Origin of the sequence: Rhodococcus sp. D-6 (genome assembly GCF_040256695.1) — a bacterium.
Classification (GTDB): Bacteria; Actinomycetota; Actinomycetes; order Mycobacteriales; family Mycobacteriaceae; genus Rhodococcus; species Rhodococcus pyridinivorans.
This window is the reverse complement of record NZ_CP132970.1, coordinates 4,986,736-5,007,468: the sequence shown is the minus strand read 5'-3', so window position 1 is coordinate 5,007,468 and position 20,733 is coordinate 4,986,736. Positions and strand designations below refer to the sequence as shown.

Sequence of the window (20,733 nt, the reverse complement as noted above, 5' to 3'; positions counted from 1 at the left end):
ACACGGACTCCGGTGACACCTCCTCCATCCGACCGCACGCCCACAGTCGAACTCCGCGATGCCCGGCTGGCATTCGGCGATCGGGTCCTCTGGGACGGACTCGACCTCGTCGTCGAACCCGGCGAGTTCCTGGCGGTGCTCGGACCGAACGGTGCCGGCAAGACGTCGCTGCTCAAGGTGCTGCTCGGCCAGCTCCCGCTCACCTCCGGAACCGCGACCATCGCCGGGCAGGCCGTCCGGACCGGGAACTCGCACGTCGGATACGTGCCGCAGCAGAAGTCTCTCGACGAGGGCGTCCCGCTGCGGGGACGCGATCTCGTAGGGCTCGGCATGGACGGACATCGCTGGGGCACCGGCCTGCGCACGCGCCGGCGGCGCCGCGTCGCGGTCGACGACGCGATCGCTCAGGTCGGCGCAGAGACCTATGCCGGAGCCCCGATCGGCACGCTCTCCGGTGGTGAGCAGCAGCGGCTGCGTATCGCGCAGGCGCTCGTGGGAGATCCGCGCGTACTCCTGTGCGACGAGCCGCTGCTCAGTCTCGATCTCGCCAACCAGCACCTGGTGTCGGCGCTCATCGACCGCCGCCGCCGCGACCACGACACCTCCGTCCTGTTCGTCACTCACGAGATCAATCCGATCCTGCCGCTGGTGGATCGCGTGCTGTACCTCGTCGACGGCCAGTTCCGCATCGGCACCCCCGCCGAGGTGATGACCTCGCAGGTGCTTTCCGAGCTCTACCGCACCGACGTCGAGGTGCTCGAGATGCGCGGCCGCCTGGTGGTCGTCGGCACCGGCGACGCCATCGACGCGCTCGGCAGCGCCGGCGGACTGCGCCCCGGGGAAGGCGTCCACCACGATCACGAGGATCACGAATGAGCAGCAAGTTCACCGACGCCCTCGGGCGGATGTTCGACGTGGAGACCACCGTCGAACTCCTGCAGTACGACTTCGTGCAGCAGGCGCTCGTCGCCGGTGCGATCCTCGGTCTGCTCGCCGGCGTGATCGGCCCGCTGATCATCAGCCGTCAGATGGCGTTCTCCGTCCACGGCACCTCCGAACTGTCGCTCACCGGTGCCGCGGCGGCGCTCATCATCGGGGTCTCCGTCGGGATCGGTGCGGTCGCGGGTGCCGTGATCGCCGCGATCCTCTTCGGGGTCCTGGGGACACGTGCCCGCGAACGCGACTCCGTCATCGGCGTGGTGATGGCCTTCGGACTCGGTCTCGCCGTCCTGCTGCTGTGGGCCTACGACGGACGCACCGGTGCCGCATTCTCGCTGCTCACCGGTCAGATCGTGGCGCCCGGCGGTACCGGCATCGCCCTGCTCGCCGCGTGCGCTGCCGTCGTGATCCTCACGCTGCTGGTGATCTACCGTCCGCTACTGTTCGCCAGCACCGACCCGGAGGTCGCGGCTGCACGCGGCGTCCCGGTGCGCGCATTGTCGATCGTGTTCGCGGTCCTCGTCGGTGTCACCGCCGCACTCGGTGTGCAGATCGTCGGCGCGCTCCTGGTGATGGCACTGCTCATCACCCCGGCCGCCGCGGCGGCCCGGGTGGTCAGCGGGCCGCTCGCCGCCACGGTGCTGTCTGTGGTCTTCGCGGAGATCTCGGCGGTCGGCGGCATCCTGCTCGCGCTGGCGCCGGGCGTGCCGGTCTCGGCGTTCATCACGACGATCGCGTTCGTCATCTACATGATCTGCCGCGTGATCGGCACCGCCCGCAACCGACGTGGTTCCGGGCGGGTCGCCGCAACTGCCTGATTCACGGCCCGTCGGGACGTGATCTTGACGCGCTCCTCGACGTCCGCCCAGTTTCCCGAGGTTGCTCCAGTAACGGGACGTCACAGACATCGGGGGTGGAGAGTACAGCACGTCACGCGTTGTTCCTTCGCGTCGACAACCCCGACAAGCGGTTCCTGTGGCACCGGTCGAACCCCGAGGTGTTCGGTCGTCACCTCGCCTTCGAGCCCTACACCTGGTCGAGGCGTGCGTCGGCGAGAACATGACGGCCCTGTGCGCCGCCGGTGTCGGCGGCGGGTCGCTCGCCTACCAGGGCATGACGCTGCAACCCGACGAAGCGGTGTTCAACGCCCACTTCCCGAACGAACTCGACTGGGCGCGCATGGACCGCGTCCACTACCCGCGCGTCGCGCAGATGCTGCACCTCGCCGTGGCGCCCGACGAACTCGTCGACAGCCCCAACTACGCGACCTCGCGCATCTTCGCCGACCGTGCGCGGAAGGCCGGCTTCCCGATCGACAAGATCCCGATGCCGATCGACTGGGACTACGCGCTCGCCGAACTCCGCGGCGAGATGGCCCCGGCCTACACCGACGGTTCGGGTGCGATGGGTGTCAACAACGGCGGCAAGCAGGGCTACGGCGTCAGTGAGGGTCGCGGGCACTTCGTCTACGACGCCGCTCGCGACGACGCCGTCCTGCGCTGGCCGCACGAAGGGGACGCGGTGCTGCAGACGGGTCACATCGACCCCACCGTGCGCCGCATCGCCGGCGAACGCAGCATCCTGACCGACACCAACTCGATCGTCCCGTCGACCTGGCACCCGCTCGGCGGCGCGAGCATGAGCACGGTGTGCGATCTCGAGGGCCGGGTGTTCGGCCAGCGCGGGCTGTACGTGCTCGACGGAGCCCTCATGCCGGGCAACACCGCCGCGTGCAACCCGTCGATGACGATCGCCGCCGTCGTCGAACGCGCCCTCGACGACATCGTCGTCCGCGACGTCGGAACGGTCTTCTGAGCGGGCATAGACTCGGGTCGTGACCCGCATCGACCTCAACAGCGACCTCGGCGAGAGCTACGGCCGGTGGCGTCTCGGCGACGACGAGACCATGCTCGACATCGTCACCAGCGCCAACGTGGCGTGCGGATTCCACGCCGGCGACCCGGCGACACTGCTGCACACGTGCCACGGCGCCGCGAAGCGCGCGGTAAGGATCGGTGCCCAGGTCGGCTACAACGACATCGGCGGTTTCGGCCGCCGCTTCATCGAGGTGCCGTCGGCGGATCTCACCGCCGAGATCATCTATCAGATCGGTGCGCTCGACGGTCTCGCCCGGGCGGCCGGTTCGTCGGCGAGCTACGTCAAACCCCACGGCGCGCTGTACAACGCGATCGTCCATCACCGCGAACAGGCCCGTGCGGTCGTGGATGCGGTACGCGCCTACGACGCCTCGCTGCCCGTCCTCGGACTGCCCGGCTCCGTCTTCCTCGAGGAGGCCGAACGGGCCGGACTGAAGGTGGTCGCCGAGGCGTTCGCCGACCGCGCCTACACCCCCGAGGGCACGCTCGTCTCCCGATGCGAACCCGGTGCGGTACTGCACGATCCGGAGGAGGTCGCCGAGCGGGTCCTGCGCATGGTCACCGAGGGGGTGGTCACCGCCGTCGACGGCAGCGACATACGCGTGAACGCGCAGTCGGTGTGCATCCACGGCGACTCCCCCGACGCCACGGCGATGGCCGTCGCCGTGCGCCGCCGCCTCGACGCCGAGAAGATCGACATCCGGGCGTTCGTGTGAACGCCCGACATCGCGAGGTCCACCGATGAAAATCCTTCGTGCCGGAGACAGCGCCCTGCTCGCCGAATTCGATTCCCTCGACGAGGTTCTCGCCCACTTCCGGGCACTCGACCGCGAGCGGCCGCGTGGCGTCGTCGATCTCGTGCCGGCGGCGCGGACACTGCTGGTGTGCTTCGATCCGTCGGAGACCGGCGCGCAGGTCGTGCACAAGTGGGTCACCACCACCCCACCGGTGTCCGGGGACGACGTCGACATCGAGGAGGTGACGCTCGAAGTCCGGTACGACGGCGTCGATCTCGAAGAGGTCGGCGAGTTGACCGGCCTCGGCGCGGACGGCGTGATCGCCGCCCACACCGGCAGCCTCTGGACGGTCGCCTTCGGCGGGTTCGCGCCCGGCTTCGCGTATCTCACCGGCGGGGATTCTCGATTGCACGTGCCGCGGCGCAGTTCACCGCGCACCTCCGTCCCGTCCGGCGCCGTGGGACTGGCGGGTGAGTTCTCGGGCGTCTACCCGCGGAAGTCGCCCGGAGGATGGCAACTCATCGGAACCTCCGATGCCCCGCTGTGGCAACCGGACCGGACTCCTGCGGCGCTGCTGCGACCGGGATGTGCGGTGCGCTTCGTCGCGATCTGAGCCGTCCCCGGATCCACTGCGCCGCTGCGCTCAGATACCGAGCACGGCCTTCGCGACGAGGAAATAGATCACCAGGCCGGTCGCGTCGACGAAGGTCGTGATGAACGGATTGGAGAAGACCGCGGGGTCGGCGCGGATCGATTTGGCCACCAACGGCATCGCACCACCGACGGTGGCGGCGAGGGTGCAGATGCTCACCAGCGTCAGCCCGATCACCGCGCCCACCGACGAGTCGTAGACCAGGGACGTCAGGACGAACGCGACCGAGCCCAGCAGGACACCGAGGGACAGACCCACCCGGAGTTCGCGGGCGATCACCCCGCCGATGTCGCGTGGCGTCACGTCGTCGAGCGCCAATGCGCGGGTGACCGTGGTGGCGGCCTGGTTTCCGGTGTTGCCCCCGGTGCCGATGATCAGCGGCACGAACAGCGCCAGGGTGACCACCTGATCGAGGGTCGACTCGAACACCTCGAGGACCTGGACCGTGAGGGTCGCGCCGAGTGCCAGGAAGAGCAACCACACCACCCGCGAGCGCACCAACTGCCCGACGGGTGTCGCGAGATAGGGCCGGCGCAGCGGCTCGGTACCGCCGATGCGCGCCTGGTCCTCGCTGTCGGCGGCTTCGAGAATCCGCAGGGCGTCGTCGACGGTCAGGATGCCCACCAACCTGGTCTCGCTGTCGACGACGATCAACGCCAGCAGTTTGAGTTCGGCGCAGCGGCGCGCGGACTCCTCGGCGTCGTCGGTCACGCGCGCCCAGTAGGGCTCGTTCATGATGTCGGCGAGCACCGTTCCCGGCGCCGCAGTCATCAGCTCGCGCAGACCGACCACCCCGACGAGCACACGACCGTCGTCCACCACCGGCAGCGTGTACACCGTCTCCGCGTCGTAGAGCCGACGACGCACGGCGTCCATCGCCTGCTCGACGGTCATGTCCTGCCGCAGCGACACGAAGGCCGGGCTCATCCGCCGGCCGATCGACCGCTGCGGATAGCCGAGGATCGTGGCGGTCACCTCGCGGTCGGCGGGCGGCAGGCCGCGCATGAGGGTCGACGCGACCGTCGCGGGCAGTTCGTCGAGCAGTTCCACCCGGTCGTCGGGTTCGAGGTCGGCGAAGATTGCGGCCACCTGATCGTCGCGCAACCCGCGGAGCAGTTCGCTCTGCATGCTCGGGTCGAGCTGTTCGAAGACGTCGATCGCCCGGTCCTTGGGCAGCAACCGGTAGAGCACTGCGCGATCCGTCCGACCGAGCCGTTCGAGCACGTCGACGACCTGTTCGACGCTCAGTTCCGCGACAGCGTCGTGCGCGGCCTGAAGGTCGTCGGCCTCGACGGCCTTCTCGATCAGTCGTGTCGTCGCCGCCCGGACGTCTGCTTCATCCATGATCGTCACCTCCTTCCTCATGATCTTCAACCTAACGCGATCGTTCGGCCGGAGTGCGGACGTGCGATCGAAGCCGGTGAGTGAGAATGAACATCGTGGCGTGGTTCGAGGTGCTCTCCGGCGGAATGCTCACGACGGTCCAGGATCGCGGACGTCCCGGTTACGGTTCCTCGGGCCTCACCCGGTCCGGTGCCGCCGACCGGCGCGCACACGACGCCGCGAACCGGCTCGTGGGGAACCAGCCGGACGCGGCGACACTCGAGGTGACCGGCGGCGGTCTCGCCGTCCGCAGCGTCGGCGAGACGATCGTGGCCGTGACCGGTGCCCGCGCCGACGTGACCGTGTGCGACCGGCCGATCGGCGACTGGGCGCGCATCACCCTCCGCAACGACGACGTGCTGCGGATCGGCGTCTCGAACGAAGGCCTGCGGATTTACCTCGCGGTACGCGGCGGCATCGACGTGCGGGAGGTGCTCGGCAGTAGATCCACCGACATCCTGTCGCACACCGGACCGTCACCCGTTCGCGCCGGCGACAGTCTGCTGGTCGGGGCGATGTCGGGTCACCTGCCCGACGAGGAGCAGTTCCCACCACCGCCGCCGATGGACGACCCCGTGGAGATCCGGGTACGGCCCGGCCCGCGCGACGACTGGTTCACGCCCGGATCACTGCGGGCGCTGTTCCACGAGACATGGACGGTGACACCGGAACTCGACCGGGTGGGTATCAGGTTCCACGGTCCCGGCCGACTGCACCGGGCACGGCAGGAGGAGATGCCCAGCGAGGGCATGGTTCCCGGCTCGCTGCAGATACCGCCGGACGGGCATCCGGTGCTGTTCCTCGTCGACCATCCCGTCACGGGCGGCTATCCGGTGGCCGCGGTGGCGGTCGCCGCCGATCTGCCGGTCGCGGCGCAACTGCGTCCCGGACAGCGGGTGCGGTTCGTGCCGGTACGGTGATCGCTGCTGGGTGACCGTCAGGCGCGCGACGGCACGGAGGTGTCGTCCTCGTCGGTCGGGTCGGTAGCCGTCACCCGACGTACGAAGGTGATCGCCTCGTCGAGTGCGTGTGTCGCGGGCGGAGAGATGCCGGGCAGGCTGAGATAGCCGTGCACGGTGTCGGGATAATCGGTCTCCGCGACGTCGCCGCCCTTGGCCCGCAATGCTTCGGCGTATCGAACGGCGTTGTCGCGCAACGGGTCGTGCCCGGCGATCTGGACGAGGGCCGGTACGGCGGCACCGGCGAGCGTGCCGCGCAGGGGAGCCGCGGTCGGCGCATACGGATCGGCTCCGGCCAGATACAGGCGCACGAACGCCCGCATACCGCGGGAGGTGAGCACGGGAGCGTTCGCGAACTGCCGCTCCGACGGGAACTCCTCCTCCATCTCCGTCGCCGGATAGATCAGCACCTGACCGGCCGGCAGCGGACCACCCGAGCGGCCGGCCACGTCGGCGACGACCGCGGCGAGGTTGCCTCCGGCACTGTCACCGGCGACCACGACGCGGGACGGATCACCGTCGAGTTCCGCAGCGTGTGCGACGACCCACCGGAACGCCGCCCAGCAGTCCAGCACCGCTGCGGGATAGGGATGTTCGGGGGCGAGCCGGTAGTCCACCGACACCACGACGCTCGGGGTCCGCGCGGCGGTGTGGCTCGCCCACCACTCGTTCTGCTCCGGATTGCCGAGCACCCACCCGCCGCCGTGGAACAGCAGCACGACCGGCAGCGGACCGCTCGTTCGCGCCGAGGGCCGATAGATCCGCAGACGGGTCCGGACCGGGGAGTCCTCGGGGGCGAGATCGTCGATCACCTCGTGCTCGAGATCGACCCATCGGTCCTCGATCCGCACGCCGGGATGCGTCCGGCCCGAGATCAGCCGTCCGACCGGGGACGACAGGAGCTTCGTGCGCGCAGCACGACGTGCCGGGATCTCGTCGACGGACGCGTCGGCAATGGACTTGTCGGCGAAGCGTGCGAGGAAGGCGAACACCTTCGTACGGAACGGCAGGGATGCGACCACGAGGACAGACTAGGCCCTCGCGACCGCAGCTCGGGCAGACTCGATCAGACCCGACGCTGCCGCGCGATGTCCGCGAGCACCACGCCCGCCGCGACGGAGGCGTTGAGCGACTCGACGTCTCCGGCCATCGGGATGGAGAGAACGGCGTCGCAGGTCTCCCGCACCAGGCGCGAGAGTCCCTTGCCCTCCGACCCCACGACCACGACGACGGGATCGGTGCCGTCGAAATCGTCGAGGTTGGTGTCGCCACCGGCATCGAGACCGACGACGCGGACACCGCGGGACTGCCAGTCCTTGAGCGTGCGCGTGAGGTTGGTGGCACGCGCGACGGGCAGTCGCGCTGCGGCACCGGCGCTCGTGCGCCATGCCACGGCCGTCACCGACGCCGAACGGCGCTGCGGGATGACCACACCGTGGCCGCCGAAGGCCGCGACCGAACGGATCACCGCGCCGAGATTGCGCGGATCGGAGATGTTGTCGAGGGCCACGAGCAGCGGACGCTCGTGGTTCTCCGCGGCGCGGGCCAGCAGGTCGTCGGGGTGCGCGTAGCGGTACGGCGGCACCTGCAGGCCGATGCCCTGGTGCATCCCGTTCGACGACAGACGGTCGAGTTCGGAACGCGAGACCTCGAGGATCGAGATGCCCATCTCGGCCGAGCGCTGCACGGCTTCCTTGAGCCGCTCGTCGGCCTCGGCGCCGAGGGCGACGTACAGAGCGGTCGCGGGCACACCGGCACGTAGGCACTCGACGACCGGATTGCGGCCGAGCACCATCTCGGGCCCGTCCTCGGCCTTGCGACCCGCCGCGGGACGACGACCGCCACCGCGCGGGTCGGCGGCCTTGGCCGCGGCCCGGGCACGCCGTGCGGCGGGGTGGTAGGGCCGGTCCTCGGCCTTGGGGGTGGCGCCACGCGCTTCGAGCCCGCGTCGCCGCTGCCCGCCGGACCCGACGACCTGCCCCTTCTTCGTGCCGCCCTTACGAATAGCGCCGCGACGCTGGGAATTGCCTGCCATCACTGTCCTGCTTTCAGAGACCACTCGGGTCCGTTGGGCGTATCGGTCACTTCGACCCCCGCGGCTGTGAGGCGGTCCCGCACCTCGTCGGCCACCGCCCAGTTCTTCTCGGCCCGGGCGGTCGTGCGGCGTTCGAGATCCGCGCCGACCAGCACGTCGAGTGCCGCGAGTGCGGCCGACCCTGAATCGTCGGTGGAGCACCAGTGCTCGTCGAGCGGGTCGACACCGAGGATGCCGAGCATGCTCCGGACCTGCGACGCGATCTGCACGGCCGTGTCGAGATCGCCGTTGTCGAGCGCCTTGTTGCCCTTGCTGCGCTTGCGGTGTATTTCCGCGAGCGCCTTGGGCACACCGAGATCGTCGTCGAGAGCCTCGGCGAAGGCCTCGGTCCACTCGCCCACGGGCACCTCGCCCGCGCGGTCGCGGGTCTTGAGCACGAACGACTCGAGTCCCCGGTAGGCCGCCGCCGCTTCGGCGAGCGCGTCGTCGGAGTATTCGAGCATCGAACGGTAGTGGGCGCTGCCCAGGTAGTAGCGCAGTTCCTGCGGCCGGACGCGGGCGAGCACGTTGGGGATCGACAGCACGTTACCGAGCGACTTCGACATCTTCTCGCCGCCCATCGTCACCCAGCCGTTGTGCAACCAGTAGCGGGCGAAGCCGTCGCCGGCGGCGCGGGACTGCGCCATCTCGTTCTCGTGGTGCGGGAAGACGAGGTCCATGCCTCCGCAGTGGATGTCGAAGGTGCCGCCGAGATAGAAGCCGGCCATCGCGGAGCACTCGAGATGCCAGCCGGGGCGACCACGACCCCACGGGGTGGGCCAGGACGGCTCACCGGGCTTCTCGGCCTTCCACAGCGTGAAGTCGCGGGGGTCGCGCTTGCCGAGTCCGGCGCTCTCACCCTGGTGGACGTCCTCGATGCGGTGTCCCGAGAGGGCACCGTATTCGGGGTAGCTCAGCACGTCGAAGTAGACGTCGCCGTCGGCCGCGTAGGCGTGCCCGGCGTCGATGAGGCGCTGGATGAGTTCGACCATCTGCGTGATGTGGCCGGTCGCGCGAGGTTCCACCGAGGGAGGAAGCACACCGAGCGCATCGTAGGCGCGGTTGAAGGCCCGCTCGTAGGTCGCGGCCCACTCCCACCACGGCCGACCTGCCTCTGCCGCCTTGCGGAGGATCTTATCCTCGATGTCTGTGACATTTCTCACAAACAAGACATCGAGACTCTTGGTAGCGAGCCACCGGCGGAGCACGTCGAACGCAACGCCGCTGCGTACGTGCCCGATATGGGGTTCGCCTTGGACGGTGGCCCCACACAGGTACACCGAGGCCTGGCCGGGGACCAGCGGTTCGAAATCCCGCACGGCCCGCGATTCGGTGTCGTATAAGCGCAAGGTCACGACCGTCTATCCTACCGCTCGTCCTGCTGGGCCAGGACCAGTGCGGTCGCAACCGCCGCCACACCTTCTCCCCGGCCGGTGAGCCCGAGTCCGTCCGTGGTGGTCGCCGACACGGAGACCGGACCGCCGAGCGCCTCGGACAGCACCGCCTGTGCCTCCTCGCGCCGCGGCCCGATCTTCGGGCGGTTCCCGATCACCTGAACGGCGGCATTGCCCACCACCCAGCCGGCGTCGTCGAGCAGGCGACGTACCTCGCCGAGCATCGCGACACCGGAGGCGCCGGCCATCTCGGGTCGGCCCGTGCCGAAGACCGATCCGAGGTCGCCGAGACCGGCGGCCGAGAGCACCGCATCGCACAGCGCGTGCGCAGCGACGTCCCCGTCGGAGTGACCCGCGCACCCGTCGGCGTCCTCGAACAGCAGACCTGCCATCCAGCACGGCCGTCCGGCCTCCACGGGATGCACGTCCGTTCCGATGCCGACACGCACGATGCTCACATCTCCTTCTCGGTGCGGACGCCGGACGCGAGCACGGTCCGTGCCAGCACCAGGTCCAGTGGGGTGGTGATCTTGAAAGCGAGAGGGTCTCCCACGACGGTGGTGATCCGCTCCCCCAACCGCTCGACGAGTCCCGCGTCGTCGGTCGCGTCGGCGGCGTCGCGGTTGGCCCGCTCGAGCAATTCGACGTCGAATCCCTGCGGCGTCTGCACCGCGCGGAGGGTCGACCGGACGGGAGTCCCGGTGACGACTCCGTCCTTGTCGACACTCTTGATGGTGTCGACGACGGGCAGGACGGGGATCACCGCGTCGCTGCCGGCCCGCAACGCGTCGACGACCCGGACGAACAGCTCGGCCGGGGTGAGCGCACGCGCGGCGTCGTGGACGAGCACGAACCGCGCGCCCGATGCCGCCGCAAGACCGGCGCGCACCGAGTCGGCGCGTTCGGCGCCACCCGCGACGACGGTGACCCGGTCGGCGAACGACTCGCCGACGAGCCGGTCCGCGGGCGTCGCAGCCAGTTCGGGCGGCGCGACGATCACCACTCGATCGATGACCGCTGAAGCGAGCATCGACTCGACCGAGCGGTCGAGCATCGTGCGGCCGTCCAGTTCCACGAACGCCTTGGGCAGTGGTTCTCCCAGGCGAACACCGCGGCCGGCCGCCGGAAGGATTCCGACGACCGGCCCGTTGCGATCGCTCATGTGCAGTTTGCCGATGTCTCGCGCGTCAGGAAGCGGCGGCGAGAACCTCGTCGAGCATGGTCTCCGCCTTGACGTCGTCGGTGCCCTCGGCGAGCGCGAGCTCACCGACGAGGATCTGACGTGCCTTGGCGAGCATCCGCTTCTCACCTGCGGACAGGCCGCGGTCCTGCTCCCGGCGCCACAGGTCGCGCACAACTTCTGCGACCTTGTTGACATCGCCGGAGGCCAGCTTCTCGAGGTTGGCCTTGTACCGCCGTGACCAGTTGGTGGGTTCTTCCGTGTGGGGTGCGCGCAGCACCTGGAAAACCTTGTCGAGGCCTTCCTGCCCGACGACGTCGCGCACTCCGACGTACTCCGCGTTCTCTGCAGGTACCCGGACCGTCAGGTCGCCCTGCGCGACTTTCAGAACCAGATATTCCTTCTGCTCACCCTTGATGGTGCGTGTTTCGATTGCTTCGATCAGCGCCGCACCGTGGTGGGGGTATACGACGGTGTCTCCGACCTTGAAAATCATGTGTCCCGTGCCCCTTTCGATTCTCCCAGTTTAACACGTGACCACATCACCCTCCCGTCAACGATGCAGGTCAGGGGCACCGAGCACTGAGCGTAGGGCTTGACAGGCAGTTGCTTCCGTGTATCGGGTGACCTCCGACACACCCGCCCGTGGGCGCCTGTCGATCTCGTCTTCCGCGCGCGAATCCGCACGAGATCCGGCCCCGACGTACACAGCGCACACGGGAACTACTACTCTGCCTAGTGGATTGCGAGCCTTACTCGAGTGGAGGAACCCGTGACTGCTCTCAAAGCGCCGACTCGCCGAGTCGTGACCGCTCTCGCCCTTGCCGCGGGAGCGGCGCTCACGATGTCCGCGTGCAGCGCCGGTCAGATCACCCAGACCTCGACACAGGTCGCGGCCATCAACGGTTCCAACGTGGACGCCGGCAGCCTCGCGCTGCGCAACGTGCACGTGATCTACCCGAACTCCGAGGAGTACAGCATCGAGCCCGGCGGCACCGCCCAGCTCGGCTTCACGATCGTCAACCTCGACCCGTACGTCGGCGATCAGCTCACCGGTATCTCCACCGATTTCGCAGCCTCGGTCACCGGTGCCCGCCTCGAGATTCCGCCGCAGTCCTCCGTGGTCGCCGGTGTCTCCGAGGAGAACGCCGCCCTCGTCGAGGAGGTCGACGAGTCGCCGCGTCCGAACAGCACCGAGGAGACCCCCTCCCCGGCCCCGGCAGGCGTCGTCAACAACGTCGAGCTCGTGAACCTCTCCGAGGGTGTCCGCCCGGGCCTGACCATCCCCGTGACCTTCACGTTCGCCGAGGCCGGCGACGTGACCCTGTCCGTGCCGATCGACGCCGGCCCGGAGCTCCCCCGCGACGAGTCGGAGCTCTCGCCGATCGTGGGCGAAGCACACTAGGACTTCCTGCTGGAGGGCCCGGTCGAGCACAGCTCGGCCGGGCCCTCCTCGCATCCGCTCCGGTGTCGGTGCGACCGACTATCCTCCGGCCGTGGCAAAGACCAAGACCCTCTACCGCTGTTCCGACTGCTCGCACACCGTCGCGAAGTGGGTCGGGCGCTGTCCCGAATGCGGAACGTGGGGGTCGATGGACGAAGCACCCGTCCAACCGGTCGCGGTCGCCTCGCGGTCGGGTACCTCGCTCGCCCGCGCCGGTGCCGCCGCCGTACTGCCGAGCACCCCGGCCACCCCGCTGTCGCAGATCGACGGCAAGGCCACCCACGCGAAGCCCACGGGCATCCCCGAGCTCGACCGCGTCCTCGGCGGCGGTGTCGTACCCGGTTCGGTCGTCCTGCTCGCCGGCGAACCCGGTGTCGGCAAGTCCACGCTGCTCCTCGAGGTGGTGCACCGCTGGGCGTTGCGCGGCGAAGCCGATCGCGCGCTCTACGTCACCGGCGAGGAGTCGGCCGGTCAGGTGCGCCTGCGCGCCGACCGCACCGGCGCCGTGCACGACCGGGTCTATCTTGCCGCCGAGAACGACCTCGCGACGATCTTCGGGCACGTGGAGCAGGTCAAGCCCACGCTGCTGGTCGTCGACTCCGTCCAGACGATGCTCGCCGCCGACGTCGACGGCGTGACCGGCGGTGTCACGCAGGTCCGCGCAGTCACCAGCGCCCTGACCTCCCTCGCGAAGTCCAGCGGCATCCCGGTGCTGCTCATCGGCCACGTCACCAAGGACGGCGCGGTCGCCGGTCCGCGTTCCCTCGAGCACCTCGTCGACGTGGTGCTGCACTTCGAAGGCGACAAGCACTCCACGCTGCGCATGGTGCGCGGGGTGAAGAACCGGTTCGGAGCCGCCGACGAGGTGGGCTGCTTCGAACTTGCAGAGGACGGGATCGTCGGCGTCAGCGACCCGTCGGGATTGTTCCTGCAGCACCGCGACGAGGCCGTGCCCGGCACTGCCGTCACGGTCACGATGGACGGCAAACGCCCGCTCCTCGGTGAGGTCCAGGCGCTCGTGGTGCCCACGCACAATCCTTCACCGCGACGCGCCGTGAGCGGTCTCGACTCGGCGCGGGTGGCGATGGTGCTCGCGGTGCTCGAGCGTCGCTGCGGGCTCGGCCGGCTCGGTAACTGCGACGTCTACGCCTCCACCGTCGGCGGTATGCGGATCACCGATCCGTCCGCCGACCTCGCGCTCGCACTCGCCGTCGCCTCAGCCGTACGCGACCAGCCCGTCCCGGCCGGCACCGTGCTGCTCGGCGAGGTCGGTCTCGCCGGGGAGGTCCGTCGTGTCGTCGGTGCGGGTCGCCGACTCGCGGAGGCGAACCGGCTCGGCTTCGACCGCGGGGTGGTTCCGCGCGATGTCGAGGGTGTCCCGAAGGGCATGAAGAAGTTCGAGGTGTCCAACGTGGCGCAGGCACTGTCGACCCTCACGCGCTGACCTGCGGACATGTCGGCAGCGCCGATCTGCCGAGGTGTCGGCGGCCGGTGCGAACATGTGTTCGTGTCCGATGCGACGGTGCTGCATGCCGATCTCGACGCGTTCTACGCGTCGGTGGAGCAGCGCGACGATCCGTGGCTGCGCGCCAAACCGATCGTCGTGGGCGGGGGCGTCGTACTCGCGGCGAGCTATGAGGCCAAGGCTCACGGCATCGTCACCGCGATGTCGGGCCGAGCCGCCCGCGCCCTGTGCCCGGGACTGATCTCGGTGCCTCCCCGCATGGAGGCCTATGCGCAGGCCTCGCGCGACGTCTTCGCGATCTTCGATCGCACCACACCGATCGTGGAGGGGATCTCCATCGACGAGGCGTTCCTCGACGTCTCCGGTCTCGGGCGCATCGCCGGCAGACCCGTCGACATCGCCGCACGCCTGCGCCGCACGGTCGCCGAGGAGGTGGGGCTGCCGATCACCGTCGGTGTCGCGCGCACCAAATTCCTCGCCAAGGTCGCGAGCGGGGTGGCCAAGCCCGACGGACTGCTCCTCGTCCCTCCGCACGCCGAACTCGAGTTCCTCCATCCGTTGCCGGTGGAGCGGTTGTGGGGCGTCGGCAAGGTGACGGCGGCGAAGTTGCACGCGCACGGTCTGCGGACCGTGGCCGATGTCGCCGCCCACTCCGAGTCCGATCTCGTCTCGCTGCTCGGACGCACGGCGGGACGCCACCTGCACGCCCTCGCGATCGGTCACGATCCGCGTCCGGTCCGGCATCGGCGGCGCAGTTCGATGGGCGCGCAGCACGCGCTCGGCCGCGGACCCCACAGCCTCGAGTCGGTCGGCGAGACGCTGCAACTGCTCGTCGACCGCGTGGGCCGGCGGATGCGCCGGGCCGGACGCCTCGGCCGCACGGTGGTCCTGCGGATGCGCTTCGCCGACTACACCCGCGCGACACGCTCTCACACGCTGCCCGGGGCCACCGCACGCACCGATCTGCTGTCGGCGGCGGCGCACGACCTGCTCGAGCAGACCCGACCGCTCATCGCCGAGCGCGGTCTCACGCTCATCGGGATCGCGGTGACGAATCTCGTCGGTGAAGGCGTCGAGCAACTCGAGCTGCCGTTCGACGAGCCGGTCGAGGCCGCCGGGGACAGTACTGGAGACACGCGAACGCAGCACCGCGCCGTCGACCGGCATGCCCTCGATGCCGTCCTGGACGATCTGCACTCCCGCTACGGCGCGGGCGCGGTCACTTCCGCGGCGTTGCTCGGACGCGACCACCGGCCGGGTGTTCCGCTGCTCCCCGACGGACCGGAGACCTGAACGCGAAAACCCGGAGGGCGGAGATGTCAGACGGCGGAGATGTCGTGTTCACTCTGCGGGATGCCGTCGGCGTAGTCGCGGCCCTTCGCGAAGTGCTCGTGCCCGACGACGACGAACAACCCGACCGACGACGCCACCACGACGTCCGGATCGGCCGGCGGACCGGCGACGATGCGCGCCTCCGCACTGGTGTAGACCTTGCGCCGCACCAAGCCGTCGACGCGGGCGCGGAACTCGAGCACCGAGCCCAGGGGGATGGGACGGGCGAAGTCCGTCTCGAAGTGCCCGGTGACGACGGCGGTCCGCAGGGCGGCGTTGCACGCCATTCCCTGGACCTCGTCGAAGGCCGTCATGAGGATGCCGCCGTGGATGAATCCCGGTCCGCCCTGGTAGCGCGTGGCGACGTCGAGACGGCCGAGCACCTCGAGGCCCTCGCCGATCGTGAACTCCATCGCGAGGCCGGAGGGCTGGTCGTCACCACACCCGAAGCACTTGTTCCAATGCTGCGGTACCGGCGCACCCGGGCCGGGATGATCTTCCGGCAGATCGGGAACGACGAGGTCGTCGGGCAAAGTCCAGGTGCTGCGCATAAGCAAGTAATGTAGTTGCGCGGTCGGGGCGCCGATCCACGAGTCCGCGCATTGTGACGACGACCGCAGACCGCACAGGGGAAGGAAGTCCAGATGACCGAGTCGGCGCCGGCATCGACGCTGAGCGACACCATCGCTCGTCTGGCGCCCGGCACCGCGCTACGCGACGGTCTCGAACGCATCCTCCGCGGCCGCACGGGCGGCCTGATCGTCCTCGGTTTCGACGACAAGGTCGCCGAGCTGTGCGACGGCGGTTTCGAACTCGACGTCGAGTTCGCCCCCACCCGACTTCGGGAGCTGTCGAAGATGGACGGCGCCGTGGTCGTGTCCACCGACGGTTCGCGCATCGTGCGTGCCAACGTGCAACTCGTGCCCGATCCGAGCATCCCCACCGTGGAGTCCGGCACCCGGCACCGCGCCGCGGAACGCACCGCAATCCAGACCGGATATCCGGTGGTTTCGGTCAGCCAGTCGATGAGCATCGTCAGCGTGTACGTCGACGGTCGCCGCCACGTCATCAACGACTCCGCGACCATCCTGTCCCGGGCCAACCAGGCCGTCGCGACACTCGAGCGCTACAAGGCCCGCCTCGACGAGGTGACCCGGCAGTTGTCCGTGGTCGAGATCGAGGACATCGTCACGCTGCGCGACGCGCTCACCGTGGCGCAGCGGCTCGAGATGATGCACCGCCTGTCCGTGGAGATCGAGCAGGACGTGCTCGAACTCGGGACCGACGGTCGCCAGCTGGCCCTCCAGCTCGAAGAACTCGTCGGCGACAACCAGCTCGCCCGGCAGCTCATCGTGCGGGACTATCTTGCGGGCGAGCACGTCCCCACCCAGCAGGAGGTCGAGCAGGCGCTCGAGCGTCTCGCACACCTGACCGACGTCGACCTGCTCGACCTGACGAGCCTCGCCCGCGCCTTCGGCTATTCGGGCACCATCGAGGCCCTCGACACCTCGATGAGTCCCCGCGGTTATCGCGTGCTCCATCGGGTGCCGCGCCTGCAGGCCCGGCAGATCAACCGGCTCGTAGGTGCGTTCGGCACACTGCAGGGCCTGCTCGCGGCCACCGCTGCCGATCTGCAGGCGGTCGACGGGGTCGGCGCCCTGTGGGCCCGGTACATCCGCGAGGGACTGTCGCGGCTCGCCGAAGCCGCGATCAACCACTACGACTGAACAACTACCGGACGAGCAGCAGGTCAGGGCGTGATGTTGAACGGCTCGGGCGCGCTGCGCAGGCCGCCGAGCTGCCCGACCACGGTGTATGCGCCGGGACCGACCGGTTCGCGCGGCGCCTGGCAGCCGGGCTCGGAGGTCGTCGCCGACCACTTGACGGAATAGGCGGCCTGGTCGCCCGGAGCGAGCGACCGGATGTCGGCGGTCGATTCGGGGAAGCAGTCGGTGTTCGCCCAGAGTCGCTCGTTGCCGTCGAGGCTGTAGACGAGCACCTGCTGAAGGCCCGCACCGAGGTCGCGTTCGCACTGCGACGTGCCGATGTTGGTGATGACGATCGTGAAATCGGGTTCGGAACCGACCCTGTAGTTCGGCTCGTCCGCCGTCACCCGCACGGCGAGCGACTGATCGGAGCACTGCCCCGGCGGAACCGTAGCAGCGGAGGTGGTGGCGGACGTGGACGTGTTGTCCTCGTCGTCCGCGTCCTCCGAGGCCGAATCCCCTGCACTACGCGTCCCGGACGAACCCGAGGATCCACCGCTCCGGGTGGTGCTCGCGGACGCCGCGTCGGCGGACGCATCGGCCGCCGTCGTGGTGGCGGAGGTCGTCACCTCCGCTGCTGCGGGTTCGGGATTCTGATCGGGGTCGTCGCCGCCGGTCAGCGCCACTACGAGCCAGATGACCAGAGCCAGCACGACCACCGAGACTCCGATCGCGAGAATGCGTCGTCGCCAGTAGATCTCGGGGGGCAGAGGACCGGTCGGTTCAAGCACGCCCCCCACGGTATGTGTCACAGGCTGCGCACGGCTACACCGCCGTCGGCGTGTCGCTGTGACCTGCAGTCACATCGTTGTGACCGCAGGTGCACCCGTCTTCAGTTGTCGGAGACCTCGCCGATGTCTCCGAAGTGGCCCCGCAGACTCACCTTGCCGTCCTCGAGCTTGTAGGTGACCCCCACGATGGCGCAGCGGCCGTCGGCGATGCGGTCGGCGATGATCCGCGAACGATCCGTGAGCAGCTTGCCCGTCTCGACGACGTGGCGCCCCTCGAGTTCGTCGACGGTGGACAGACCCTCGGCCCTGCCCATGAGGATCGAGGGAGCGACACGCTCGACGAGGCTGCGGATGTGGCCGCCCGGCACCGTGCCCTTGTCGAGGGCATCGATGGTCGCCGCCACGGCACCACAGCTGTCGTGACCGAGGATGACGATGAGCGGAACGTTGAGGATGTCGACTGCGTACTCGATGGAACCGAGGACGGAACTGTCGATGACGTGACCCGCGGTGCGGACCACGAACATGTCGCCGAGCCCCTGGTCGAAGATGATCTCTGCGGCGACGCGGGAGTCTCCGCAGCCGAACAGCACGGCGGTGGGGTGCTGGCCGTTGACGAGTTCGGCGCGACGATCGATTCCCTGGCTCGGGTGCAGCGGCGTGTCGCTGACGAAACGATGATTACCCTCGGTCAGGGCTTTCCAGGCGGAGATGGGATTGGAGTTCGGCATGCGTACATTATTCACCTGCGCACATGTCCGATTTCGTTCGACATCTCCTCAGCGGATCCCCACACCCGACCCCGTGACCGGAGGAGACCCGAGATGTCCGTGGACGCACCGTCGTTGCTGCGCTGGTATGCCGCGCAGGCGCGCGACCTGCCGTGGCGCCGCGACGGGGTGACGGGCTGGCAGATCCTCATGTCCGAGGTCATGCTGCAGCAGACGCCGGTCGCCCGGGTCGCTCCGATCTGGGAGGAGTGGGTGCGGCGCTGGCCCGTGCCGTCCGCGATGGCCGCCTCGAGCCAGGCCGAGGTGCTGCGGGCGTGGGGCAAGCTCGGCTATCCGCGCCGCGCGCTGCGCCTGCACGAGTGCGCCGGCGTACTCGCCGCCGAGCACGACAACCGGGTTCCCGAGGACGTCGACGTCCTGCTGACCCTGCCCGGCGTCGGCGCCTACACCGCCCGCGCCGTGGCGTGCTTCGCATACGGGCAGCGTGTGCCGGTGGTGGACACGAACGTGCGTCGTGTCGTCGCCCGCGCCGTCCACGGTCGGGCGGAGCCAGGAAACCCTTCGACCACAAGGGATCTCGCCGACGTCGAGGCTATCCTTCCGCGTCAGCGTGCACGTGCGGCGACCTTCTCCGCCGCGCTGATGGAACTCGGTGCGACCGTGTGCACCGCTCGCACGCCCGACTGCGGACGCTGCCCGCTGCCCGAGTGCGCATGGGTACAGGCCGGGCGGCCCGCCCACGACGGACCACCCCGGAAGGTGCAGAAGTTCGCCGGCACCGACCGGCAGGTGCGCGGCCGGTTGATGGCGGTGCTGCGCGAGAGCAGCGTCCCGGTGGAGCGTCCCGTCCTCGACAGCGTGTGGACCACGGATCCGGGTCAGCGCGACCGCGCCCTGCATTCACTGCTCGTGGACGGTCTCGTCGAGCAGACCGACGACGGCCGGTTCGCGCTCGCCGGCGAGGGGTCGGTGTCCTAGAGTCGACTGCCCGACAGCGACTGCGTCGTCAGGAAGCGCTCCACGGCGGCACGGAACTCGTCGGGCCGGTCGTCGTGCACGAGATGCCCGGCGCCGTCGACGAGGACGTGGTCGGTGCCGGGTCGCGTCGCCATCCGCCGCATCTGCCCCTCGGGGGTGATGGTGAACTCGCCTTCGAGCAGCAGCGCGGGCACGCGGATCGAGTTCCACTCGTCCCAGAAGTGCCGCGACCCCCACTCTTCCGAGATGTCGCGGAAGGTCTCGACCTCGCCGTGCAGATACCAGCCGTCATCGCGGCGGACGAACGAGTCGAGGAAGTAGCGACCCGCGACGGGCCCGAAGAAGTCGAACACCGCATCCCCGGTGGGGAACGGTTGCGGCCACTGCGCGATCATCGCCGCCCAGTTCGCGGCCGTGCGTCCCCGGAAGTCGGGCGCCATGTCCTCGAGCACCAGCGCGGTGACCCGCTCGGGATGGGTCGCAGCGAAGCACCACGCGTGCAGGGCACCCATCGAATGCCCGATCACGACGAGCGGTTCGGTGATCCCGGTGAGATGGGTTTCGAGATCGGCGACGAACGCCTCGGTGGTGAGTTCGTCGGGAGCGGGACGACCGTGACCGGCGGCGTCGAAGGTGTACACGTGTCCGTGTTCGCGCAGCCACGGCACGTGACGACGCCACGTGCGGGCGCTGCCCATGAGACCGTGCAACAGCAGGATGGGTCGTCCGGTTCCGCCCTCGTCGTGCAACACAATCGACCAAGTTAGCGGAGTAGGCTCTCGCGCATGGCAGTCGTGAAGATCAACGCAATCGAAGTTCCCGAAGGCGCCGGCCCCGAGCTGGAGAAGCGATTCGCCAATCGGGCGCACACCGTCGACAACTCCCCCGGCTTCCTGGGCTTCCAGCTGCTCCGCCCCACCGCGGGCGAGAACCGGTACTTCGTGGTGACTCAGTGGGAGTCCGAGGAGGACTTCGCCGCGTGGCGCGACGGCGACGCACGTGCTGCCCACGCGGGTGAGGCGAAGAAGCCCGTCGCGACCGGCGCATCGCTGCTCGAGTTCGAGGTCGTCCTCGACGTCAAGAAGTCCTGA

At 69.3% G+C, this 20,733-nt stretch carries 22 protein-coding genes and 1 pseudogene; 12 read left to right on the top strand and 11 right to left on the bottom strand.

The genetic code is table 11. The features are described 5' to 3' along the window. Window positions 1-12 precede the first annotated feature (12 nt). From RBB84_RS23590 to RBB84_RS23570, 5 genes and pseudogenes are all read left to right on the top strand, one after another. Window positions 13-876 carry an ATP-binding cassette domain-containing protein gene (locus tag RBB84_RS23590; protein WP_006550472.1) on the top strand — a complete coding sequence of 288 codons (864 nt, stop codon included), beginning with the start codon at window positions 13-15 and terminating at the stop codon, window positions 874-876. Continuing rightward, window positions 873-1,757 (top strand): metal ABC transporter permease, encoded by an 885-nt coding sequence (locus RBB84_RS23585; protein ID WP_006550474.1) that lies wholly within the window; start codon window positions 873-875, stop codon window positions 1,755-1,757. Before RBB84_RS23590 ends, RBB84_RS23585 begins: the two co-directional genes overlap by 4 nt. 137 nt (window positions 1,758-1,894) lie before the next feature. After that, window positions 1,895-2,754 (top strand): annotated as a pseudogene (locus RBB84_RS23580) (GMC oxidoreductase); the annotation flags it as partial. A gap of 19 nt (window positions 2,755-2,773) precedes the next feature. Continuing rightward, complete coding sequence (locus tag RBB84_RS23575) at window positions 2,774-3,532, top strand: 5-oxoprolinase subunit PxpA (RefSeq protein ID WP_064256755.1); 759 nt, start codon at window positions 2,774-2,776, stop codon at window positions 3,530-3,532. A gap of 25 nt (window positions 3,533-3,557) precedes the next feature. Then, a complete protein-coding gene (locus tag RBB84_RS23570; RefSeq protein ID WP_006550478.1) occupies window positions 3,558-4,166 on the top strand; it encodes an allophanate hydrolase subunit 1 in 609 nt (202 codons plus the stop codon). Between the two features lie 30 nt (window positions 4,167-4,196). Here RBB84_RS23570 and mgtE read toward each other — a convergent pair whose 3' ends face one another. Further along, window positions 4,197-5,549 (bottom strand): magnesium transporter, encoded by a 1,353-nt coding sequence (mgtE, locus tag RBB84_RS23565; RefSeq protein WP_064256785.1) that lies wholly within the window; start codon window positions 5,547-5,549, stop codon window positions 4,197-4,199. Between the two features lie 86 nt (window positions 5,550-5,635). Between mgtE and RBB84_RS23560 the strand changes: the two genes are divergently transcribed. Next, window positions 5,636-6,508 carry a biotin-dependent carboxyltransferase family protein gene (locus RBB84_RS23560; protein WP_064256754.1) on the top strand — a complete coding sequence of 291 codons (873 nt, stop codon included), beginning with the start codon at window positions 5,636-5,638 and terminating at the stop codon, window positions 6,506-6,508. Between the two features lie 17 nt (window positions 6,509-6,525). Here the strand turns inward: RBB84_RS23560 and RBB84_RS23555 are convergent, their stop codons facing one another. The 6 genes from RBB84_RS23555 to carD are packed head-to-tail and all read right to left on the bottom strand — an operon-like array spanning window position 6,526 to window position 11,691. Further along, the gene (locus RBB84_RS23555; protein ID WP_064256753.1) at window positions 6,526-7,569 is read right to left on the bottom strand and encodes an alpha/beta hydrolase; all 1,044 of its coding nucleotides are present in this window, start codon (window positions 7,567-7,569) and stop codon (window positions 6,526-6,528) included. Window positions 7,570-7,613: 44 nt separating this feature from the next. Next, on the bottom strand, window positions 7,614-8,582 hold the full coding sequence (rlmB, locus tag RBB84_RS23550) for a 23S rRNA (guanosine(2251)-2'-O)-methyltransferase RlmB (protein WP_006550482.1): 969 nt from the start codon (window positions 8,580-8,582) through the stop codon (window positions 7,614-7,616). Continuing rightward, window positions 8,582-9,976, bottom strand: coding sequence for a cysteine--tRNA ligase (gene cysS / locus RBB84_RS23545; protein ID WP_006550483.1), 1,395 nt, complete (start codon window positions 9,974-9,976; stop codon window positions 8,582-8,584). The genes rlmB and cysS overlap by 1 nt, the downstream gene beginning before the upstream one ends. 11 nt (window positions 9,977-9,987) lie before the next feature. Continuing rightward, on the bottom strand, window positions 9,988-10,464 hold the full coding sequence (gene ispF / locus RBB84_RS23540) for a 2-C-methyl-D-erythritol 2,4-cyclodiphosphate synthase (protein ID WP_024102859.1): 477 nt from the start codon (window positions 10,462-10,464) through the stop codon (window positions 9,988-9,990). A 5-nt stretch (window positions 10,465-10,469) separates the two neighbouring features. Beyond that, on the bottom strand, window positions 10,470-11,177 hold the full coding sequence (gene ispD / locus RBB84_RS23535) for a 2-C-methyl-D-erythritol 4-phosphate cytidylyltransferase (RefSeq protein WP_064256752.1): 708 nt from the start codon (window positions 11,175-11,177) through the stop codon (window positions 10,470-10,472). A 25-nt stretch (window positions 11,178-11,202) separates the two neighbouring features. Then, complete coding sequence (gene carD, locus RBB84_RS23530; RefSeq protein ID WP_006550486.1) at window positions 11,203-11,691, bottom strand: RNA polymerase-binding transcription factor CarD; 489 nt, start codon at window positions 11,689-11,691, stop codon at window positions 11,203-11,205. Window positions 11,692-11,967: 276 nt separating this feature from the next. Between carD and RBB84_RS23525 the strand changes: the two genes are divergently transcribed. The 3 genes from RBB84_RS23525 (at window position 11,968) to dinB (ending at window position 15,397) form a co-directional block, all read left to right on the top strand. Beyond that, the gene (locus RBB84_RS23525) at window positions 11,968-12,600 is read left to right on the top strand and encodes a hypothetical protein (RefSeq protein ID WP_024102857.1); all 633 of its coding nucleotides are present in this window, start codon (window positions 11,968-11,970) and stop codon (window positions 12,598-12,600) included. Between the two features lie 91 nt (window positions 12,601-12,691). Next, a complete protein-coding gene (radA, locus tag RBB84_RS23520; RefSeq protein ID WP_006550487.1) occupies window positions 12,692-14,083 on the top strand; it encodes a DNA repair protein RadA in 1,392 nt (463 codons plus the stop codon). Between the two features lie 57 nt (window positions 14,084-14,140). Then, on the top strand, window positions 14,141-15,397 hold the full coding sequence (gene dinB / locus RBB84_RS23515; RefSeq protein ID WP_006550488.1) for a DNA polymerase IV: 1,257 nt from the start codon (window positions 14,141-14,143) through the stop codon (window positions 15,395-15,397). Between the two features lie 26 nt (window positions 15,398-15,423). On the opposite strand, the gene RBB84_RS23510 is transcribed toward dinB, so the two are convergent. After that, window positions 15,424-15,987, bottom strand: a complete 564-nt coding sequence (locus tag RBB84_RS23510; RefSeq protein WP_006550489.1) for a PaaI family thioesterase — start codon at window positions 15,985-15,987, stop codon at window positions 15,424-15,426. A gap of 93 nt (window positions 15,988-16,080) precedes the next feature. On the opposite strand from RBB84_RS23510, the gene disA reads away from it, so the two are divergent. Continuing rightward, on the top strand, window positions 16,081-17,163 hold the full coding sequence (disA, locus tag RBB84_RS23505; protein WP_006550490.1) for a DNA integrity scanning diadenylate cyclase DisA: 1,083 nt from the start codon (window positions 16,081-16,083) through the stop codon (window positions 17,161-17,163). 23 nt (window positions 17,164-17,186) lie between these two features. Here disA and RBB84_RS23500 read toward each other — a convergent pair whose 3' ends face one another. Together RBB84_RS23500 and RBB84_RS23495 are read right to left on the bottom strand one after the other, a co-directional pair. After that, entirely contained in the window at window positions 17,187-17,933 is a 747-nt protein-coding gene (locus RBB84_RS23500) for a lipase chaperone (RefSeq protein WP_064256751.1), read from the bottom strand. A 101-nt stretch (window positions 17,934-18,034) separates the two neighbouring features. After that, a complete protein-coding gene (locus RBB84_RS23495) occupies window positions 18,035-18,664 on the bottom strand; it encodes a carbonic anhydrase (protein ID WP_019290184.1) in 630 nt (209 codons plus the stop codon). A 93-nt stretch (window positions 18,665-18,757) separates the two neighbouring features. Here RBB84_RS23495 and RBB84_RS23490 point away from each other — a divergent pair, with 93 nt between their 5' ends. Further along, window positions 18,758-19,642: an A/G-specific adenine glycosylase gene (locus RBB84_RS23490; protein WP_064256750.1), complete on the top strand. Its 885-nt coding sequence runs from the start codon at window positions 18,758-18,760 to the stop codon at window positions 19,640-19,642. Here RBB84_RS23490 and RBB84_RS23485 read toward each other — a convergent pair. After that, window positions 19,639-20,394 carry an alpha/beta hydrolase gene (locus tag RBB84_RS23485; protein ID WP_064256749.1) on the bottom strand — a complete coding sequence of 252 codons (756 nt, stop codon included), beginning with the start codon at window positions 20,392-20,394 and terminating at the stop codon, window positions 19,639-19,641. The two genes, RBB84_RS23490 and RBB84_RS23485, sit on opposite strands and share 4 nt — an antisense overlap. A gap of 33 nt (window positions 20,395-20,427) precedes the next feature. On the opposite strand from RBB84_RS23485, the gene RBB84_RS23480 reads away from it, so the two are divergent. After that, window positions 20,428-20,733 carry an antibiotic biosynthesis monooxygenase gene (locus RBB84_RS23480; RefSeq protein WP_006550495.1) on the top strand — a complete coding sequence of 102 codons (306 nt, stop codon included), beginning with the start codon at window positions 20,428-20,430 and terminating at the stop codon, window positions 20,731-20,733.